This window comes from Mesorhizobium sp. BR1-1-3, assembly GCF_020165455.1.
GTDB classification, from domain to species: domain Bacteria; phylum Pseudomonadota; class Alphaproteobacteria; order Rhizobiales; family Rhizobiaceae; genus Mesorhizobium; species Mesorhizobium ciceri.
On sequence record NZ_JAIUIC010000013.1, the window covers coordinates 48,044 to 63,586 of the forward strand.

The 15,543-nt window shown below is 63.6% G+C and carries 18 protein-coding genes; 8 read left to right on the forward strand and 10 right to left on the reverse strand.

All coding sequences use genetic code 11. The features are described from left to right. The first annotated feature begins 119 nt into the window (after positions 1 to 119). Positions 120 to 755 carry a nucleotide exchange factor GrpE gene (gene grpE, locus LB559_RS25420; protein ID WP_013529570.1) on the forward strand — a complete coding sequence of 212 codons (636 nt, stop codon included), beginning with the start codon at positions 120 to 122 and terminating at the stop codon, positions 753 to 755. A 112-nt stretch (positions 756 to 867) separates the two neighbouring features. Beyond that, complete coding sequence (locus LB559_RS25425) at positions 868 to 1,500, forward strand: trimeric intracellular cation channel family protein (RefSeq protein WP_013529571.1); 633 nt, start codon at positions 868 to 870, stop codon at positions 1,498 to 1,500. Positions 1,501 to 1,564: 64 nt separating this feature from the next. Here LB559_RS25425 and LB559_RS25430 read toward each other — a convergent pair whose 3' ends face one another. The 6 genes from LB559_RS25430 to LB559_RS25455 all read right to left on the reverse strand — a co-directional run bounded on the left by LB559_RS25430 (position 1,565) and on the right by LB559_RS25455 (position 8,549). Continuing rightward, positions 1,565 to 2,440, reverse strand: a complete 876-nt coding sequence (locus LB559_RS25430) for a GNAT family N-acetyltransferase (RefSeq protein WP_224675316.1) — start codon at positions 2,438 to 2,440, stop codon at positions 1,565 to 1,567. Between the two features lie 182 nt (positions 2,441 to 2,622). Further along, positions 2,623 to 4,914, reverse strand: a complete 2,292-nt coding sequence (locus LB559_RS25435) for a PAS domain-containing hybrid sensor histidine kinase/response regulator (RefSeq protein WP_224675247.1) — start codon at positions 4,912 to 4,914, stop codon at positions 2,623 to 2,625. Positions 4,915 to 5,055: 141 nt separating this feature from the next. Continuing rightward, complete coding sequence (locus LB559_RS25440; RefSeq protein ID WP_024502831.1) at positions 5,056 to 6,045, reverse strand: MDR family oxidoreductase; 990 nt, start codon at positions 6,043 to 6,045, stop codon at positions 5,056 to 5,058. A gap of 53 nt (positions 6,046 to 6,098) precedes the next feature. Then, positions 6,099 to 6,587: a signal peptidase II gene (lspA, locus tag LB559_RS25445; RefSeq protein ID WP_063169013.1), complete on the reverse strand. Its 489-nt coding sequence runs from the start codon at positions 6,585 to 6,587 to the stop codon at positions 6,099 to 6,101. Positions 6,588 to 6,600: 13 nt separating this feature from the next. Beyond that, on the reverse strand, positions 6,601 to 7,458 hold the full coding sequence (locus LB559_RS25450) for a TrmH family RNA methyltransferase (RefSeq protein WP_224675248.1): 858 nt from the start codon (positions 7,456 to 7,458) through the stop codon (positions 6,601 to 6,603). Then, positions 7,455 to 8,549, reverse strand: coding sequence for a class I SAM-dependent rRNA methyltransferase (locus LB559_RS25455; protein ID WP_224675249.1), 1,095 nt, complete (start codon positions 8,547 to 8,549; stop codon positions 7,455 to 7,457). Before LB559_RS25455 ends, LB559_RS25450 begins: the two co-directional genes overlap by 4 nt. Positions 8,550 to 8,685: 136 nt before the next feature. On the opposite strand from LB559_RS25455, the gene LB559_RS25460 reads away from it, so the two are divergent. From LB559_RS25460 to LB559_RS25470, 3 genes are all read left to right on the forward strand, one after another. Beyond that, entirely contained in the window at positions 8,686 to 9,378 is a 693-nt protein-coding gene (locus LB559_RS25460) for a helix-turn-helix transcriptional regulator (RefSeq protein ID WP_013529578.1), read from the forward strand. A gap of 71 nt (positions 9,379 to 9,449) precedes the next feature. Further along, positions 9,450 to 9,845, forward strand: a complete 396-nt coding sequence (locus tag LB559_RS25465) for a VOC family protein (protein WP_013529579.1) — start codon at positions 9,450 to 9,452, stop codon at positions 9,843 to 9,845. Then, a complete protein-coding gene (locus LB559_RS25470) occupies positions 9,842 to 10,279 on the forward strand; it encodes an EVE domain-containing protein (RefSeq protein WP_224675250.1) in 438 nt (145 codons plus the stop codon). Before LB559_RS25465 ends, LB559_RS25470 begins: the two co-directional genes overlap by 4 nt. On the opposite strand, the gene LB559_RS25475 is transcribed toward LB559_RS25470, so the two are convergent. The 4 genes from LB559_RS25475 to sppA all read right to left on the reverse strand — a co-directional run bounded on the left by LB559_RS25475 (position 10,276) and on the right by sppA (position 13,016). Further along, positions 10,276 to 11,241, reverse strand: a complete 966-nt coding sequence (locus LB559_RS25475) for an ornithine cyclodeaminase family protein (RefSeq protein ID WP_224675251.1) — start codon at positions 11,239 to 11,241, stop codon at positions 10,276 to 10,278. The genes LB559_RS25470 and LB559_RS25475 overlap by 4 nt on opposite strands. A gap of 37 nt (positions 11,242 to 11,278) precedes the next feature. Beyond that, a complete protein-coding gene (locus LB559_RS25480) occupies positions 11,279 to 11,635 on the reverse strand; it encodes a DUF1049 domain-containing protein (protein WP_024502826.1) in 357 nt (118 codons plus the stop codon). 57 nt (positions 11,636 to 11,692) lie between these two features. Then, positions 11,693 to 11,977: an integration host factor subunit beta gene (locus LB559_RS25485; RefSeq protein ID WP_006200394.1), complete on the reverse strand. Its 285-nt coding sequence runs from the start codon at positions 11,975 to 11,977 to the stop codon at positions 11,693 to 11,695. A gap of 82 nt (positions 11,978 to 12,059) precedes the next feature. Beyond that, positions 12,060 to 13,016, reverse strand: coding sequence for a signal peptide peptidase SppA (gene sppA / locus LB559_RS25490; RefSeq protein WP_224675252.1), 957 nt, complete (start codon positions 13,014 to 13,016; stop codon positions 12,060 to 12,062). Positions 13,017 to 13,420: 404 nt separating this feature from the next. On the opposite strand from sppA, the gene lptC reads away from it, so the two are divergent. The 3 genes from lptC to lptB are packed head-to-tail and all read left to right on the forward strand — an operon-like array spanning position 13,421 to position 15,520. Further along, the gene (lptC, locus tag LB559_RS25495) at positions 13,421 to 14,134 is read left to right on the forward strand and encodes an LPS export ABC transporter periplasmic protein LptC (protein WP_013529584.1); all 714 of its coding nucleotides are present in this window, start codon (positions 13,421 to 13,423) and stop codon (positions 14,132 to 14,134) included. After that, on the forward strand, positions 14,121 to 14,702 hold the full coding sequence (locus tag LB559_RS25500) for an LptA/OstA family protein (protein ID WP_013529585.1): 582 nt from the start codon (positions 14,121 to 14,123) through the stop codon (positions 14,700 to 14,702). The genes lptC and LB559_RS25500 overlap by 14 nt, the downstream gene beginning before the upstream one ends. Further along, the gene (gene lptB / locus LB559_RS25505) at positions 14,702 to 15,520 is read left to right on the forward strand and encodes an LPS export ABC transporter ATP-binding protein (protein WP_013529586.1); all 819 of its coding nucleotides are present in this window, start codon (positions 14,702 to 14,704) and stop codon (positions 15,518 to 15,520) included. Before LB559_RS25500 ends, lptB begins: the two co-directional genes overlap by 1 nt. Positions 15,521 to 15,543 lie beyond the last annotated feature (23 nt).

The following is a 15,543-nucleotide window of genomic DNA, read 5'->3' on the forward strand; positions in this document are numbered from 1 at the left end:
CCCGTCATTGTCCGGCCTTGGCCGGTGGCTTCCATAATCGCTTACCCCTTGATTTTTGGCTGCCAAACATCGATATCGGGCACAAAATCCACATCATTCGAGATTGACGGGAAACGGCGATGAGCGACCAGGCAAAAGACGAACGCGCGCCCGATGAAGTCGAGGCGACCGAGCCCGCAGCCGAGCGCACGGAAGGCAGCACCGACGGCGACTATGAAGCCCTTGTCCGGCTGCTGAAGGAAAATGAAGAGCTGAAGGACCGCGCGCTGCGCGTGGCGGCCGAGATGGAAAACCTGCGTCGCCGCACGGCGCGCGATGTGCACGATGCGCGCACCTACGCGGTCGCGAATTTCGCCCGCGACATGCTTTCGGTGTCGGACAATCTGCGCCGCGCGCTGGATGCGATTCCCGCCGAGGCCAAGGCATCGGGTGACGCCGGCTTCAAGGCGCTGATCGAAGGCGTCGACCTCACCGAGCGCGCCATGCTGTCGGCGCTGGAACGGCATGGGGTCAAGAAGCTCGCGCCGGAAGGCGAGAAGTTCGATCCCAATTTCCACCAGGCGATGTTCGAAGTGCCCAATCCGGACGTTCCGGCCAACACCGTGGTCCAGGTCGTGCAGCCGGGCTATTCGATCGGCGACCGCGTGCTGCGCCCGGCCATGGTCGGCGTCGCCAAAGGCGGTCCGAAGCTTGCCGCCGCTGAAGCGCCGGTCGAGCCGGGGCCGGTGAACGAGCAGGCTGAGAAAGATGCATAGTTAAGGGAGTAGGGCAGTAGGGCAGTAGGGAAAAGGGCAATCGCACCTTCCGTGCGGCTTCGTGCTAAACATACTGCCCTACTGCCCTATTCCCTTACTCCCCTGGCCTGCAATGAACCCCATCGCGCTTCTCGACTATGCCGGTGTCGCCGTCTTCGCGGCGACCGGAGCGCTTGCGGCTTCGCGCAAGCAGCTCGACATTATCGGCTTCCTGTTCCTGGCCAGCGTCACCGGGATAGGTGGCGGCACGCTTCGCGACGTCATCCTCAACCTGCCGGTTTTCTGGGTCGCCAACTCCGGCTATGTGCTGGTCTGCGCCGCGGTTGCGGTGCTGGTCTTCTTCAGCGCGCATCGTGTCGAATCGCGCTGGAAATGGCTGCTCTGGCTCGACGCCATCGGGCTCGCCGCTTTTTCGGTGATGGGCGCGGCCAAGGGGCTTGCGATCACCGGTTCGCCGGTCGTCTCCGTCATCACCGGCGTGCTCACCGCCACTTTCGGCGGCATTCTGCGCGATCTCCTTGCCGGCGAGCCATCGGTGCTGCTCAGGCCCGAAATCTATGTCACGGCGGCCCTTGCAGGTGCCGGCCTTTACACGCTTGGCGATCTTGCCGGACTGCCGCCGCTCGCCTCGGACCTTGCCGGTTTTGCGGCGGCGTTCCTTGTGCGTGGCGGCGCGCTCAAATTCGGCTGGTCGTTTCCGTCCTACAAGAGCCGGCCCGGCAGGCGGCCGGAAGATATTTTGTGAAAAGGAAGCGAATAGCGAATAGGGGTTGAACGAGATAGCTCCCGCTACTTTCTATTCGCTAGCCTCACGCAGCGAAGCGCTGGGCTTCCCCGCCATAATAGTTGACGTAGCGTGCGCCGATCTCCTTGACCGGCATCACGACGAACACATCGACCGTCGAGAATTCGCGATCGATGACGCAGCCATCGCCGATGCGGGCGCCGACACGCAGATAGCCCTTGACCAGAGGCGGCATCGCGGCGATCGCCGCCTTGGCATTGACCGCCTCGATCGGCATCAGGTCCATCGAGCAGTAGCGCCCGGACACCGCGCGCACGTCCCAGGCCGAATTGGTGCGGCAGTGGTGGGCGAGGTAGGTGAGCGCCTCGGCATGCGCCGCCGGCACGGTGCCGTGAAAAGAAGCGCAACCGGTCATCACACCGATTTCGTAATGGTTGATGTAAGCCCAGATGCCTTGCCACAACGCTTCGATGGTGCGCTTCGAGCGGTATTCCGGCAAAACGCAGGAGCGGCCGAGTTCAAGGAAACGCTGGCCGGGGTGACGGGCAATGAGCTTGGTCAGCTCGAATTCACCTTCGGAATAGAAACCGCCGGCCGTGGCCGCGATTTCTTGCCGCAGAAGCCGATATGTGCCGACGATACGGCGATGTTCGGGACCGGAAAGCGTGGTGTCCAAAACCAGCAGATGGTCGCAGAGTGGATCGAACCGGTCGGCGTCACGGCGGTCATGGGCCTGGAACAGGTCCTTCCTGGCGCCAAGTTCGTCGTAGAACACCCGGTAGCGCACTTCCTGCGCGGCCGCGATCTCGGCCTCGTTGCGAGCGAGCCGCACTTCAAGATTGCCTATACGGCCCAGTGCCGCGCCCTTTATGACGGAATCGACGTTACGTCCGGCACGCAAGGCGCTGCTGGCGTTCGGCCGAGTGTCACATTCCGGCATAACTGTATGCACGAGTGATTCTCCTTCGAGCCATCCCTCTTGGCACGGGGATACGGTGTAGGTGCAACAGGATTGTGACAGTACCGTGATACGACGTCGTGGGCAATACTTCGTCGGCTGGCGAATACGATCAACCGGCTACGTTTAAGTGATCGCCCGGTGCGGAATGGGCGGTGGAAAGCTCAGGCCGCGACGACCTGGCCCTCGACGGCATTGACCAGCGCCTCGGGGTCGAGCGGCTTGGTGACAAAGCCGCTGGCGCCATGGGCCAACACCGCATGGCGGGTCTTTTCCTGGCTGTCGGCCGACAGCACCATGATCGGCACCGGCCGCACGGCACTTTCTTCCTCATGGCGGCGGATGGCGGCAATCGCGTCCAGCCCGTCCATGACCGGCATGTGCAGATCCATCAAGACCACGTCGAAGCGGTCCTTGTGCGCGGCGCCGGTGACAGCCTCGACGGCGGCCTTGCCGTTGCCGACCACCCTGACGCGATGCCCGGCCTTCAGCAGCGTGGCGCGGGCCAGCATGGCATTGATGTCATTGTCCTCGGCGATCAGCACCGACAGGCCGCGCTGGCGGTTGCCGACGGCGCGCAGTGTCGGCGCGCCGCGCTTTTCCGGCTGCGGCAGGCCGAGGCTCGGAGCATGGCTGCTCAACAGTACACGCAAAAGTGTTCCGCCGCGCACCGGCCTGGCCAGGAAGGTTGCGTAGCCACTAGCGCGGAACTCGCCAAGCATGCCGCGATCTGTCGGCGCGATCAGCGTGATCGCCTCACAGTCGGAGAAACCGCTCTGGCGCAGGCGCTTGAGCAGCCTTCCGTCGCCTTCCTCCATCGCTGCATCGACCAGGATCGCGTCGCAGCCGGCGGCGAAAGGCGCGGCCTGTGCGGCGGTGGTGGCGATGTCGACCGCGCCGCCATTGGCGCGGATGGTGCGGGCGATGGCGTCGGCCTCGACGGCGTTCTTCGACAGGATCACCACGCGTCTGCCCGAGAGAGCATTCTGGCGGCCCTGCGGCGCTTCGGTGGCCGCTGTCGCAGGGACTTCGAAGACGAATTCCGATCCCTGGCCGAGCCGGCTGGATACCGAGATCGTGCCACCCATGGCGGCCACCAGGCGCCTGGAGATGGCAAGGCCGAGGCCGGCCCCGCCATGTGTGCGTGTCGACGTGCCGTCGGCCTGCTCGAATTCCTCGAAAATGCGCTCCAGGTCGGCATCACGCAGGCCTGGACCGGTATCGGCGATGGTAAAGCATATGCGGTCGCTGGTTTCGGTGCGTGCGCGTGCAATGCTCACCAGCACGCCGCCGCTGTCGGTGAACTTGATGGCGTTGCCGATGAGGTTGAGAAGCACCTGCCTGACCTTGCCTGGATCGGCGGTGATCAATTGCGGCACGTCGGGTTCGACATGACAACCCAGCCCGATATCCTTGGCGAAGGCGCGCGCCGCCAGCAATTCGATGATGTTGTCGGCGATCTCGCGCACCGACATCGGCTGCGGCTCCGGGTCGAAACGTCCGGCTTCGATCTTGGAATAGTCGAGAAGATCCTCGATCAGGGCAAGCAATGCGCTGGCTGAGGTCGAGACGGCGCCGACATAGGTCTGCTGCTCCGGCGACAGGCTGGTATCGGCGAGCAACCTGGCCATGCCCATGATGCCGTTCATCGGGGTGCGGATTTCATGGCTGACGGTGGCGAGGAAACGCGATTTGGCCTGGCTGGCATATTCGGCCCGTTCGCGTGCGGTGATCAGCGAGGACTCGGCGCGTTTGCGGGCGGTGATGTCGCGGGCGATGGCGCGGTGCGAAACCGCGCCACTGTCCTTGTCGCGCACCGACAGTTCGATCCAGGAGAACCAGCGCTGCCCGCTCGGCGTGCTGATAGAGACATCGGTGGAACTCAGGCACTCATGGTCGGAAAAGGCGGCATCGGGAACCATGCCGACCTCGATGCCGAGTTCCGCCAGGGTCTTGCCGGCAAGATCGCGCTGGTCGATCTCGACGAGATCGGCGAAGACCTTGTTGGCATAGACGATGTAGCCGTCGCGGTCGCGATGGATGACGAGATCGCCAAGCGCGTCGATCAGGCCACGAAAGCGCTCATCGCTCTCCTGCATCTCCCACATGCGGTCGGCCAGCGTCTCGATCTCGGCGCGGCTGCGGGCCGTGGTTTCGTCAAGAAGGGCGGCGGTGCGATGTTCGCTCCGCCTGGCGCGCAGATGCATGGCAAGGCCGGCTAGGCCGGTTGCTAGCAATGCAACGCTGATGAACATCGGTGCCCCGGTCAGGTGCGCCAGCCCGGCCATCACCACGATGGCGACGAATGTCAGAAAGGACAGGCCTTCGCGCCTGGAGAATTCCGGCTCGGGCACCAGCGGCGGCGCGGCGACGAAGCGCCGCGTCGACGCCGGCGGCAGCACCGCATCGACGTCGTCGCCAGTGTCCGCCTGTTGGCTGCCGGATTGCGCGATCATGCGAAATTCTTGCCAGACAGAGCTTATGGAAAATTGCGGCGGATCGTTCCAATTTTAGCGGATGAGCGCTTTTTGCCGAGGCGCGGCGGGTTTGCCACCAGATCTGGCGATTGCATCCGCCCTTCCGGCGGTTGGGCGGAGTCACATATCCACGACGACGCGGCCGCGGATCTTGCCCTCGACGATATCGCGCGCGGCATCGACGATGCCGTCGAACCCGATGGTGCTGGACAGGCTGGCGAGCTTCTGCAGATCGAGGTCGGTGCCGATGCGGCGCCATGCCTCGAGGCGGACTGCTTTCGGCGCCATCACTGAATCGATGCCGAGCAATGAGACACCGCGCAGGATGAAGGGCGCGACGCTGGCCGGCAGGTCCATGCCGCCGGCCAGGCCGCAGGCGGCGACCGCGCCGCCATAGGAGGTCATCGAGAGCACATTGGCCAGCGTGTGGCTGCCGACAGCGTCAATACCGCCGGCCCAGCGCTCCTTGGCCAGCGGCTTGGCCGGCTGGGCAAGCTCCTCGCGCGAGATCACCTCGGCGGCGCCAAGGTCCATCAGAAAGGGGCTTTCGGCATTGCGGCCGGTGGAAGCAATGACATGGTAGCCGAGGCTGGACAGGATGGAGACCGCGACCGAGCCGACACCGCCGGCTGCCCCCGTCACCACCACCGGGCCGCGATCGGGCAGGATGCCGTGCCGCTCCAGGGCCATGACACAGAGCATGGCGGTATATCCTGCGGTGCCGACGGCCATCGCGTCATGCGGGCTGATGCCTTGCGGCAGCGGCACCAGCCAGTCGCCCTTGACGCGGGCACGGCCTGCATAGGCACCGAAATGGGTTTCGCCGACGCCCCAGCCATTCAGCACGACCTTGTCTCCGGCGCGCCAGTCGGGATGCGAGGACGAAATGACGGTGCCGGCGAAATCGATGCCCGGCACCAGCGGCCAGCGGCGGATCACCGGCGCCTTGCCTGTGATCGCCAAACCATCCTTGTAGTTCACCGTCGTTGCCTCGACCGCGACGGTGACATCGCCTTCCATCAGGTCGGCCTCGGTGAGATCGGTCACGGCGACCGACTGCTTTTTCTCGGCGTCACGCGAAACGAGGATGGCTTTGAAGGTTTCGGACATGTCTTTCTCCGCGATCTTGACGACATGAACTGTGCGGCGATGGCCGCACGGGGTCAATCCTTGGAAGGACTGGCTTTGGGTTCGCGCCGCCAGCCGAACAACTCGTCGAAGACGACCAGTGCCGCACCAACCGAAATGAAGGCGTCGGCAAGGTTGAAGACGGCGAAGGACCAGACCGGCGTGTGGAACAGGATATAGTCGATGACGTGGCCGTAGACGGCGCGGTCGATCAGATTGCCGAGCGCGCCGCCGACGATCAGCGCAAAGCCGGTGCGGGCAAGGATCTGGGACGGCGCGATCCGTGTCGCCAGGAACAGCACGAAGGCAACGACGGCGAGCGAAATGACGATCAGCCCGGTGTCGCCGAAGGACGAGAACATCGAGAAGGCGATGCCGGTATTGTAGGTGCGAAACAGCGCCAGGAAGGGCAGCAGATCAACCTTCTCCTGAAAAGGCAGATCGGCCTCGACCAGGTATTTTATCCACTGATCGAGCGCGATGGCCGCGACGACGAGCAATGCGTAGGGAGACCATGATCTCACGGGCAGGCAACCTTCATTGCTGGTCCAGGATTGGCTCGAGCTTCAGCGCGCCGCGCCGGATCTCGAACAGCATGATGCCGGTGGCAACGGCCAGATTGAGCGAATCGGCACGGCCCGCTTGCGGAATCCTGAGCAGCCTGTCGCAACTCGCAGCCAGGCTTTCGGGCAGTCCCTGCTGCTCGTTGCCCATCATCAGCAGCACGGGCCCGCGGGAAAAATCGACCGAGCGGTAGTCGACGGCGCCTTTCAGGTGGGTTCCGGCGACGAGGCCTGAAAACTCGCCTCGCCAGGCGAGGAAAGCCTCGGTTGTCGCCTTCGCCACCGGCACGGCAAAGATCGAACCCATGGTGGCACGCACCGTCTCCACGGAGAATGGATCAGTGGTATCGCCGACCAGGATGACGCCTTTGGCGCCGACGGCATCGACGGTGCGGATGACGGTGCCGAGATTGCCGGGGTCGCGCACCCGGTCGAGCGCCACCCAGACGTCGCCATTGTCAGCGCGGACATCCTTCAAGGCGAGGAATTTTTGCGAAAAGACGCCGACCACCATTTGCGGGTTGTCGCGACGGGTGATGGCGACCAGCACCTTCTCCGACACTTCGAGCACCATGCCGCCTGCCGCAACCGCGCGTGCGGCCACCTTCTCCACGGCAGCGTTGCCGCGCCCGGCCTTGGCGAAAACCAATGTCCTGATCTGCCAGCCGAGATCGAGCGCATCGATGACCAGCTTCAACCCCTCGGCCATGAAGGCGTTCTGCTGGTCGCGGAATTTCTTCTGAGCGAGCGCCTTGATGTCCTTGACCAGCGGATTGGCGAGGCTGGTGACCTCCTTCACCTGGCCAGGTGCGCCTGCATGCCGCTCGTTCATTCAGCCACCCAACGCGAAAACAATGAGGTCGATAGCGCCCGGCCGGCGGACTTTTCACGGATGATCAGCTCACCCGATTCAACCTTGCCGCCCATGCCGGCAAAGGTATCGCGCATCAGGGCATGGATGGCGAAGAAGGAGGCGCGGATCGAGTAGGCGGTCAGCACCACGGCAAGCGGCTTCGGCGTCAGGATCGCCCGGCAGAGGTCGGTCAAATCGGGCAGGTCCTCGAACAATTGCCAGACCTCGCCCTTGGGGCCACGGCCATAGGCCGGCGGGTCGAATAGGATGATGTCGTAGCGGCTGCCGCGGCGCTCCTCGCGCTCGGCGAATTTGACCGCGTCGTCGACGATCCAGCGGATCGGCTTGCTGCCGAGGCCGGCCATCTCCTGGTTTTCGCGGGCCCAGCCGATCGCCTTCTTCGAGGCATCGACATGGGTGACCTCGGCACCGGCGCTAGCCGCCACCAAGGAAGCGAGACCGGTATAGCCGAACAGGTTCAGAACTTTGACCGGCCGCTTCGCCGCCGCGATCAGCCCGGCCATGTGGTCCCAGTGGGAGGCCTGCTCGGGAAACACGCCGACATGACGAAACGAGGTGAAACGGCCGAGATAGTCGATGCCGTCATGCTTCATCGGCCAGGTCTCGCCGAGCGGCAGCTTCGGGAAACGCCAGCGGCCGATCCCCTCCTCGTCGGTGTCTCCGGTGAAGACGGCGTCGGCGCGCTCCCATTCCTTTGCCGGCAATGCCTTTTGCCAGATCGCCTGGCCCTCTGGCCGCACGATCCGGTAGGGGCCATATTGTTCGAGCTTCTGGCCGGTGCCGCTGTCGAGCAGCGCATAATCGGCATTGGGCGCCACTTCCAGGATCACGGGAAGATGTTCGGCGGGCAGAGCGCCTTCGCGGCGGGCCGGGATGCGCGGCGCCGAGTTCGGTTCGGAACGATTTTCCGTCTTCGCCTCATGGCGCTCGCGCGGTGGCGCTTCCGGTCTGGCAGGAGCCTGGCCGGGACGCGGGCGTGACACGTCCGCCGCACTCTTGGCGGATGGATGTGGACGGTTGTCGCGGCGTTTGTCGCGAAAAGACTTCAAGCGGGGGCAACTCCGAACGGCGTGGCCGCTTTTGACATAGGGCAACCGGCTTCGCAACCAAGTCCGACAGGTCGGCCTCTCCGGTTTATGTCTGCCGGCGATGGACCAATGTCAAAGAAACAGGCAACTCTGCTCGATGTCCCGCTCCGAACGCCTACTCGACCTCATACAGTGCCTGCGCCGGCATCGCCGGCCGGTGAGCGGGCACATGCTTGCCGACGAGACGGGCGTTTCGATCCGCACGCTCTACCGCGATATCGCCACGCTGCAGGGCCAGGGCGCGCCGATCGAGGGTGAGGCGGGGTTGGGTTATGTGCTCAAGCCCGGCTTCATGCTGCCGCCGCTGATGTTCAGCGACGAGGAGATCGAAGCCATTGTGCTCGGCTCGCGCTGGGTCGCCAGGCAGCCGGACCAGCGTCTCTCGGCCGCCGCCGCCAACGCGTTGGCCAAGATCGCAGCCGTGCTGCCCGACGATCTGCGCGAGGATCTTGACGCGAGCACACTGCTGGTCGGGCCTCCTGCCGCGGCCACCGAGGGCATCGACCTTGGTCTGGTGCGGCAGGCCATCCGCAACGAGCGCAAGCTCGGCTTTCTCTACCGCGATGCCGGCGGGGCCGCGTCCCAGCGCGTCGTCTGGCCATTTGCGCTGGGCTTCTTCGACAAGGTGCGGGTGGTGGTGGCGTGGTGCGAGATGCGGCAGGATTTCCGGCATTTTCGCGCCGATCGCATTGCCGAACTCCAAGCAATGGACACGCGCTATCCGCGTCGTCGCCAGGCGCTGCTCAAGGAATGGCGGACGACGCTCGACAAGCCGCGTGGTTCGCGATGACTGCTGCCATATTCTGACAGTAGCCTATCTTATGTTCGCCAAGTCGAAACACCGAACCTTGGAGAGCAGATATGGCCACCCCGAATTTCGTCATCCTCTATGTCGACCAGCCGCAGCAGAGCGGTGCCTTCTACAGCGCGCTGCTCGGTCGTGAGCCGGTCGAAAGTTCGCCGACCTTCGTGCTGTTCGTGCTCGATGCCGGCTTCAAGCTCGGCCTGTGGTCGCGCCACACGGTGGAGCCGGCAGCCGCCACGTCAGGCGGTGGCGCCGAAATCGTGTTTGCGCTGGATACGCCCGATGCGGTCGATGCCGCCCATGCCGACTGGTCCGGGCGCGGGCTGAAGATCCTGCAGACGCCGACCGACATGGATTTCGGCCGCACTTTTGTCGCGCTCGATCCCGATAATCATCGCCTGCGCGTCTACTGGCTGTCCGACGGGGAACAGGCCAATGGGGAACAGAAATGAGCGCGTATTGGATCGCGGTGGCGTCGGCCGAGCATGTCCGGCGTGGTCGCACAGCCGGCTTCATGCAGGTCAACCACGGCAAGGCGGCACCGCTGCGTCGCGTCAAGCCGGGTGATGGCGTCGTCTACTATTCGCCGACCACTGTTTTGGGCGAGAAAGACGGCCTGCAGGCTTTCACGGCGATAGGCATCGTGCGGGAAGGCGAGCCTTATCAGGGCGATATGGGCGCCGGATTCACGCCGTTCCGCCGCGATGTGGTATGGGCCAAGGCCGAGGAAGCGCCGATCAAGCCGCTGCTCGACAGGCTGGACTTCACCGTGGCCAAGTCGAAATGGGGTTATCAGCTTCGCTTTGGCCTTTTTGAAATCGGGGATCACGATTTTCGTGTGATCGCCGAGGCGATGGGCGCCGAAATGGGTGCAACGGTAAACTAGGCCGTGAGCGCCTTGTAGACGGCAATGCCGGCGGCAAGATCCTCGAGCGCCGCTCCTACCGACTTGAACAGCGTGATCTCACCGGCGCTCTCGCGGCCCTTCTTCCGGCCGCGCGCCAATTCGTGCAGATCGGCGACGATGGCTTCCGGTTTCAGCACGCCGGAGGTCAGCGGTTGGACAATGTCGCCGGCTTCCTTGGTGGCGCCGGCGCGGGTGTCGACATAGACGCGGGCAAGCCTGATCGCATCGTCATCGCTCTCGCGCATCGTCGGCGTAAAGCCGCCGACCAGGTCGACATGGGTTCCCGGCCGCAACAATGCGCCCTTGATCAACGGCGTGGTCGTGATCGTCGCCGAGGAGACGATGTCGGCCTGCCCAAGCTCCGTATCGAGATCGCTTGCCGCGCTGGCCGCGAAGCCCTGGGCGCACAGATCGGCCGCGACTTTCTCGGCATTGGCCGGGGTGCGGTTCCAGATGCGGATGGTCTTGATGGGCCGCACGGCCGAGTGTGCCTTGGCGAGGAAGGGCGACAGCGCGCCGGCGCCGACCACAAGCAGCCGCGAGGCATCGTCGCGGGCGAGATAGGAGGCCGCGAGCGCCGAAGCACAGGCGGTGCGCCATTGTGTCAGCCGCTGGCCGTCGATCAGGGCCTCGGGTTCGCCGGTGGCGCCGTTGAGCAGAAGATAGAGCCCCATCACCGCGGGCTTGCCGATGGCATTGTTGTCGGGCGACACGGTGACGATCTTGACGCCGACGTGACCGCCGGCCGACGTGCCGGCCGCGTTGAGATCGGTCCAGGCCGGCATCAAAAGCAGTGTGGAGGCGGCACCATCGGGCCGCTCGATCGTATGATGATGCCTGACCGGCTGCACCGCACCGTCGCGAAACGCCATGCGCAGCGTCTCGACCAGTCCGGGAAAGGTCAGCGCACGGTCGACCTCTGCGGCCGAAATGGTCAGCATGAAAAACTCCGTGAGGACAAAACCGCCGATTGGCGGCTCAAGCGGTCGGCTTCGGCAATGCTGCCCCTTGGGCGGACCCCGGTGCCTGGCTTTGTGATACCGCCGGCGCACGGCTGACCGCCTGGCGCAGGTTCTCGGCTTCGACGCCGCGCTGGCGCGCCAGCTTGCGATAGCGACCCTGTTTGACCCACGTAGCCAGACTGCCGACGATCATGCCGATGGCGAGCGCCAGGAACAGGAAGATGAACAGCGGCAAAGTCAGGGTCAGCTTCGGATTGCCGGGATTGAACGGGTCCAGCGTGAAGGCGACCAGTTCGCGGTTGGCGACAGCGAGTGCGATCAGGATGATCGCCAGGGGCACGAAGATCGCGATAAGGATGAAGCGATTGAACATGATGTTTTCCGTCGGAAGCTGGCCTGTCCGAAAGGCCGTCAGGCGCTGGCGTCGCGCCTACTTGCCGCCGTTCAGCCTTTCACGCAGTTCCTTGCCGGTCTTGAAGAACGGCACCCATTTCTCCTCGACCTCGACGGATTCGCCGGTGCGCGGATTGCGTCCGGTGCGGGCGGGACGATTTTTCACCGAAAAAGCGCCGAAGCCACGCAACTCGACCCGGTTGCCTTCGGCAAGGGCGTCGGTGATTTCATCAAAGATCGCGCCGACGATGTTTTCGACGTCGCGCAGGAAAAGATGCGGATTGCGCGTGGCAATAATCTGCACAAGTTCGGACTTGATCATGAGACGGGTCCCCGTGAAAGCAGTGCGGTCAAAATTATGAGGATGATTTTATTTGCTTTTTTCACTTGCCCCAAACGGCTTCTCAAGGGTGCCAGACGGAAACGAGACCGTCAAGAAACAAGCGGTCGGCTCCGAGTTCATGGATGACGTCGCTGCTGTAGGCGGGCAGGCCGAGCGCACTGCCGATCGTTTGCGCCATCGCTTTCGAGAACAGGAAGCCGCCGCGCCGTTCGGTATCCTTCCACTCGACGACCTTGAGCTTGGCATCGACGCCCTTGGTCGCCAGCCAGTCGACCGCCACGGTCTCGCCGCCGACGGCGTCGATCAGCCCGTTGGCAACGCCCTGGCGACCGGTGAATATCGAGCCGTCGGCAAGCACCAGCGCTTGTTCGCGGCTCATCTTGCGGCGTTCGGCGACGATGTCGACGAACCAGTTGTAACTGTCGAGGATGAGCTTGCGAACCATGGCGCGCTCGTCGTCATTGGTCGGCTTGAAGGGAGAGGGCGCGGCTTTCAGCGGCGAGGATTTCACCTCCTCCAGCTTGACGCCGAGTTTGTCCATCAGGCCGCTGACGTCGGGATACTGGATCAGCACGCCGATCGAGCCGACGATCGAGGTCTTGCGGGCAACGATGTGATCTGCGGCACTGGCGATCATATAGCCCGCCGATGCGGCGAGCGTGCCGACTTCCGCCACCACCGGCTTGTCGGCGGCCAGCTTGCGCACTTCTTCATAGATCGATTCACCGCCAACGGTGGTGCCGCCAGGCGAATCGATCGACAGGATCACGCCTTTCACCTTCGATGAAAGACGGATGGTTTCCAGCCGCTTGATCAGTTCCTCGTCCTCGGTGATCGTGCCTTCGATCTTGACCTTGGCAATATGGTCGACCGTCGAGCCGCCGAAATCGTCGCCATAGAACCAGGTTGAAAGCGCAATCACCCCAAGGGCTATGATGCCTATGGCGACGACGCGCCAGAATGTCAGCTTGCGCCGCAAACGGCGGCGGTCGATCAGGTCGTCGGCTCTCAGTGCCATGGTCAGCCTTTCAGTCGGCGGGAGGAGACGCTTTTAGACCATGATCCTCCCATCTGGAAGCAGTTCTCTTTTGCGCATGCCGAGACAAGTCGGCGCCTGGACGTGAGGTGGGTATCCGCGTTGGCAGTCGACGGGGCCGGGTCGGGCCCTCTCCAGGCGTCGGTCTGCTCACATATTCGTGCAATCGCCACCAGGTCGGGCGACGAGACCGATGGCTGATAAATTTTACGCCGCGTGTCTGTTTCTGCTATGGAGAACACGCAGTTGTGCGGACTTCGTTTTCGTCTGTACAAAGGCGGCTGTCACATTTTTGCAGTTTTCGTGGGCTTGTGCTTGCTTGAAAGCGCCGGCGTCCCACCTATAGGCGGTGCCCGAGGGCGGGCAGGGTTAGAAGAAAGCAGTGAATGTTAGCGCGACCGATTGAACCGACCGACGCCGAGGCGGTGTTGGCTCCCCCGGCGGACGGCCGGACGCGCGGCGATGCTTTCGACCGTGCACAGCGTCATTCGCGCCGCGTGCGCGTTCTCAAATTTGCCGTGCCGGTGGCCGCAGCACTGATAGCGGTCGCTTTCCCGGTCTACTCCTATCTCGCCGCACCCGTCTCGGTGAAGATTCAGGCGGAAGGCACTGCCTTTTCCAACGGCAAGCTGGTGATGGCCAATCCCAAGCTCAACGGTTTCACCAAGCAGAAGCAGCCTTATTCGATGACGGCGCTGCGTGCCATTCAGGATGTCAGCACGCAAGGTATCATCGAGCTGGAAGGCATCGACGCCAAGGTGCCGATCGCGTCCGACAATGTGGCGGCGGTCAAGGCCTCGCACGGCACCTACGATCGCGACGGCAATACGATGAACCTGACCAGTGACGTGACGATCACCACGACCGACGGCATGCAGGCCAAGTTCAAATCGGTCTTCCTCGACATGGGCAAAGGCACTATGAAGACAGGAGATCCCGTCGATGTCAGCCGTGGCGGGTCGCGGATCACGGCGGATACGATGTCGGTCCAGGACAATGGCAAGATTCTGGTTTTCGAGAACAAAGTGCGCGTCAACATCGATTCCGCCGCCCTGAAGGCGGCACAGGGAAACAGCGGAGAAACCAATGCGGCTCAGTAGTTCGACGCGGCTCGCGGCTGCAACTTCAGCGTTGCTGCTGCTCGGACTCGTGCCGTCATGGGCGCAGACGACCAGTCAATCAGGCCTCAAACTGTCCGGCGACAAGCCGATCCAGATCGAGAGCGACAAGCTGGAAGTCCGCCAGGCCGACAGTGTCGCCATCTTCACGGGCAATGTCAGCGTCGTCCAGGGGCCGACATTGATGAAGGCCGGCAAGATGACGGTCTACTACGTCAAGGACCCCAACGCCGCTGCCAAGGGCACGGAGGCCGCAGGTGCTGCGATGACGGGCTCCGCCAACATCGACCACCTGGAGATCTCCGACAAGGTCTATATCAAGTCGGATGCGCAGATCGCGACCGGCGATCAAGGCAGTTTCGATATGAAGAGCCAGGTGCTGGTGCTTTCGGGCAAAAAGGTCGTTCTGTCGCAAAACGACAACGTTCTGGTGGGCTGCAAGCTTACCGTGCAGATGAAAAGCGGGCTGGCTCAGGTGGATCCATGCGCTGGGCAACGTGTCCAGATGTCGATCACGCCGCCGCCGAAATCGGGAGCGACGAACCCCTGATGGCCAGCCTGTCGTCGCTGACGGCGCGTCTTCCGGGACGGGCCGCCGGCAAGCTTTCGGCGCCGGCCACGGTGACCGTCGATGCGGGAAAGTTCAAGGGAACCCTGATCGCCAAGGGGCTGACCAAGAGCTACAAGGGCCGCAAGGTCGTCAGCGGCGTTACCATCGGCGTGCGCGCCGGAGAGGCCGTTGGACTGCTCGGCCCCAACGGCGCCGGCAAAACGACCTGTTTCTATATGGTTACCGGCCTGGTGCCGGTGGATGAAGGCACGATCGAGATCGACGGCTTCGATGTCACGTCGATGCCGATGTACCGTCGCGCACGCCTCGGCATCGGCTATCTGCCGCAGGAAGCATCGATCTTCCGCGGCCTCAATGTCGAGCAGAATATCCGCGCCGTGCTGGAAGTGGTCGAAAAGGACCGCAAGGTGCGCGAGCGCAATCTCGACGAACTGCTCGAGGAATTCCACATCAGCCATCTGCGCAAGGCGCCATCCATGTCGCTTTCGGGCGGCGAGCGGCGACGCTTGGAAATCGCGCGAGCGCTGGCGACGCGTCCGGCCTACATGCTGCTCGACGAGCCTTTCGCCGGCATCGATCCGATCGCCGTCGCGGATATTCAACAACTGGTGCGCCACCTCACGGCGCGCGGCATCGGCGTCCTCATCACCGATCACAATGTGCGCGAAACGCTCGGCCTCATCGACCGCGCCTACATCATCCATGCCGGCCAGGTGCTGACCCATGGAAGGGCCGACGAAGTGGTGGCAAACCCGGATGTGCGGCGACTTTACCTCGGCGAGGGTTTCACCCTCTGAGCGTGAAATTTGTTTCCTGACAC

Bases quoted from the DNA above. Each gene is read 5' to 3' on its own strand.
- grpE (WP_013529570.1), top strand. From the start codon at position 120: ATGAGCGACCAGGCAAAAGACGAACGCGCGCCCGATGAAGTCGAGGCG.
- LB559_RS25425 (WP_013529571.1), top strand. From the start codon at position 868: ATGAACCCCATCGCGCTTCTCGACTATGCCGGTGTCGCCGTCTTCGCG.
- LB559_RS25430 (WP_224675316.1), bottom strand. From the start codon at position 2,440: ATGCCGGAATGTGACACTCGGCCGAACGCCAGCAGCGCCTTGCGTGCC.
- LB559_RS25435 (WP_224675247.1), bottom strand. From the start codon at position 4,914: ATGATCGCGCAATCCGGCAGCCAACAGGCGGACACTGGCGACGACGTC.
- LB559_RS25440 (WP_024502831.1), bottom strand. From the start codon at position 6,045: ATGTCCGAAACCTTCAAAGCCATCCTCGTTTCGCGTGACGCCGAGAAA.
- LB559_RS25450 (WP_224675248.1), bottom strand. From the start codon at position 7,458: ATGAACGAGCGGCATGCAGGCGCACCTGGCCAGGTGAAGGAGGTCACC.
- LB559_RS25460 (WP_013529578.1), top strand. From the start codon at position 8,686: ATGTCCCGCTCCGAACGCCTACTCGACCTCATACAGTGCCTGCGCCGG.
- LB559_RS25465 (WP_013529579.1), top strand. From the start codon at position 9,450: ATGGCCACCCCGAATTTCGTCATCCTCTATGTCGACCAGCCGCAGCAG.
- LB559_RS25470 (WP_224675250.1), top strand. From the start codon at position 9,842: ATGAGCGCGTATTGGATCGCGGTGGCGTCGGCCGAGCATGTCCGGCGT.
- LB559_RS25475 (WP_224675251.1), bottom strand. From the start codon at position 11,241: ATGCTGACCATTTCGGCCGCAGAGGTCGACCGTGCGCTGACCTTTCCC.
- LB559_RS25480 (WP_024502826.1), bottom strand. From the start codon at position 11,635: ATGTTCAATCGCTTCATCCTTATCGCGATCTTCGTGCCCCTGGCGATC.
- LB559_RS25485 (WP_006200394.1), bottom strand. From the start codon at position 11,977: ATGATCAAGTCCGAACTTGTGCAGATTATTGCCACGCGCAATCCGCAT.
- sppA (WP_224675252.1), bottom strand. From the start codon at position 13,016: ATGGCACTGAGAGCCGACGACCTGATCGACCGCCGCCGTTTGCGGCGC.
- lptC (WP_013529584.1), top strand. From the start codon at position 13,421: ATGTTAGCGCGACCGATTGAACCGACCGACGCCGAGGCGGTGTTGGCT.
- LB559_RS25500 (WP_013529585.1), top strand. From the start codon at position 14,121: ATGCGGCTCAGTAGTTCGACGCGGCTCGCGGCTGCAACTTCAGCGTTG.
- lptB (WP_013529586.1), top strand. From the start codon at position 14,702: ATGGCCAGCCTGTCGTCGCTGACGGCGCGTCTTCCGGGACGGGCCGCC.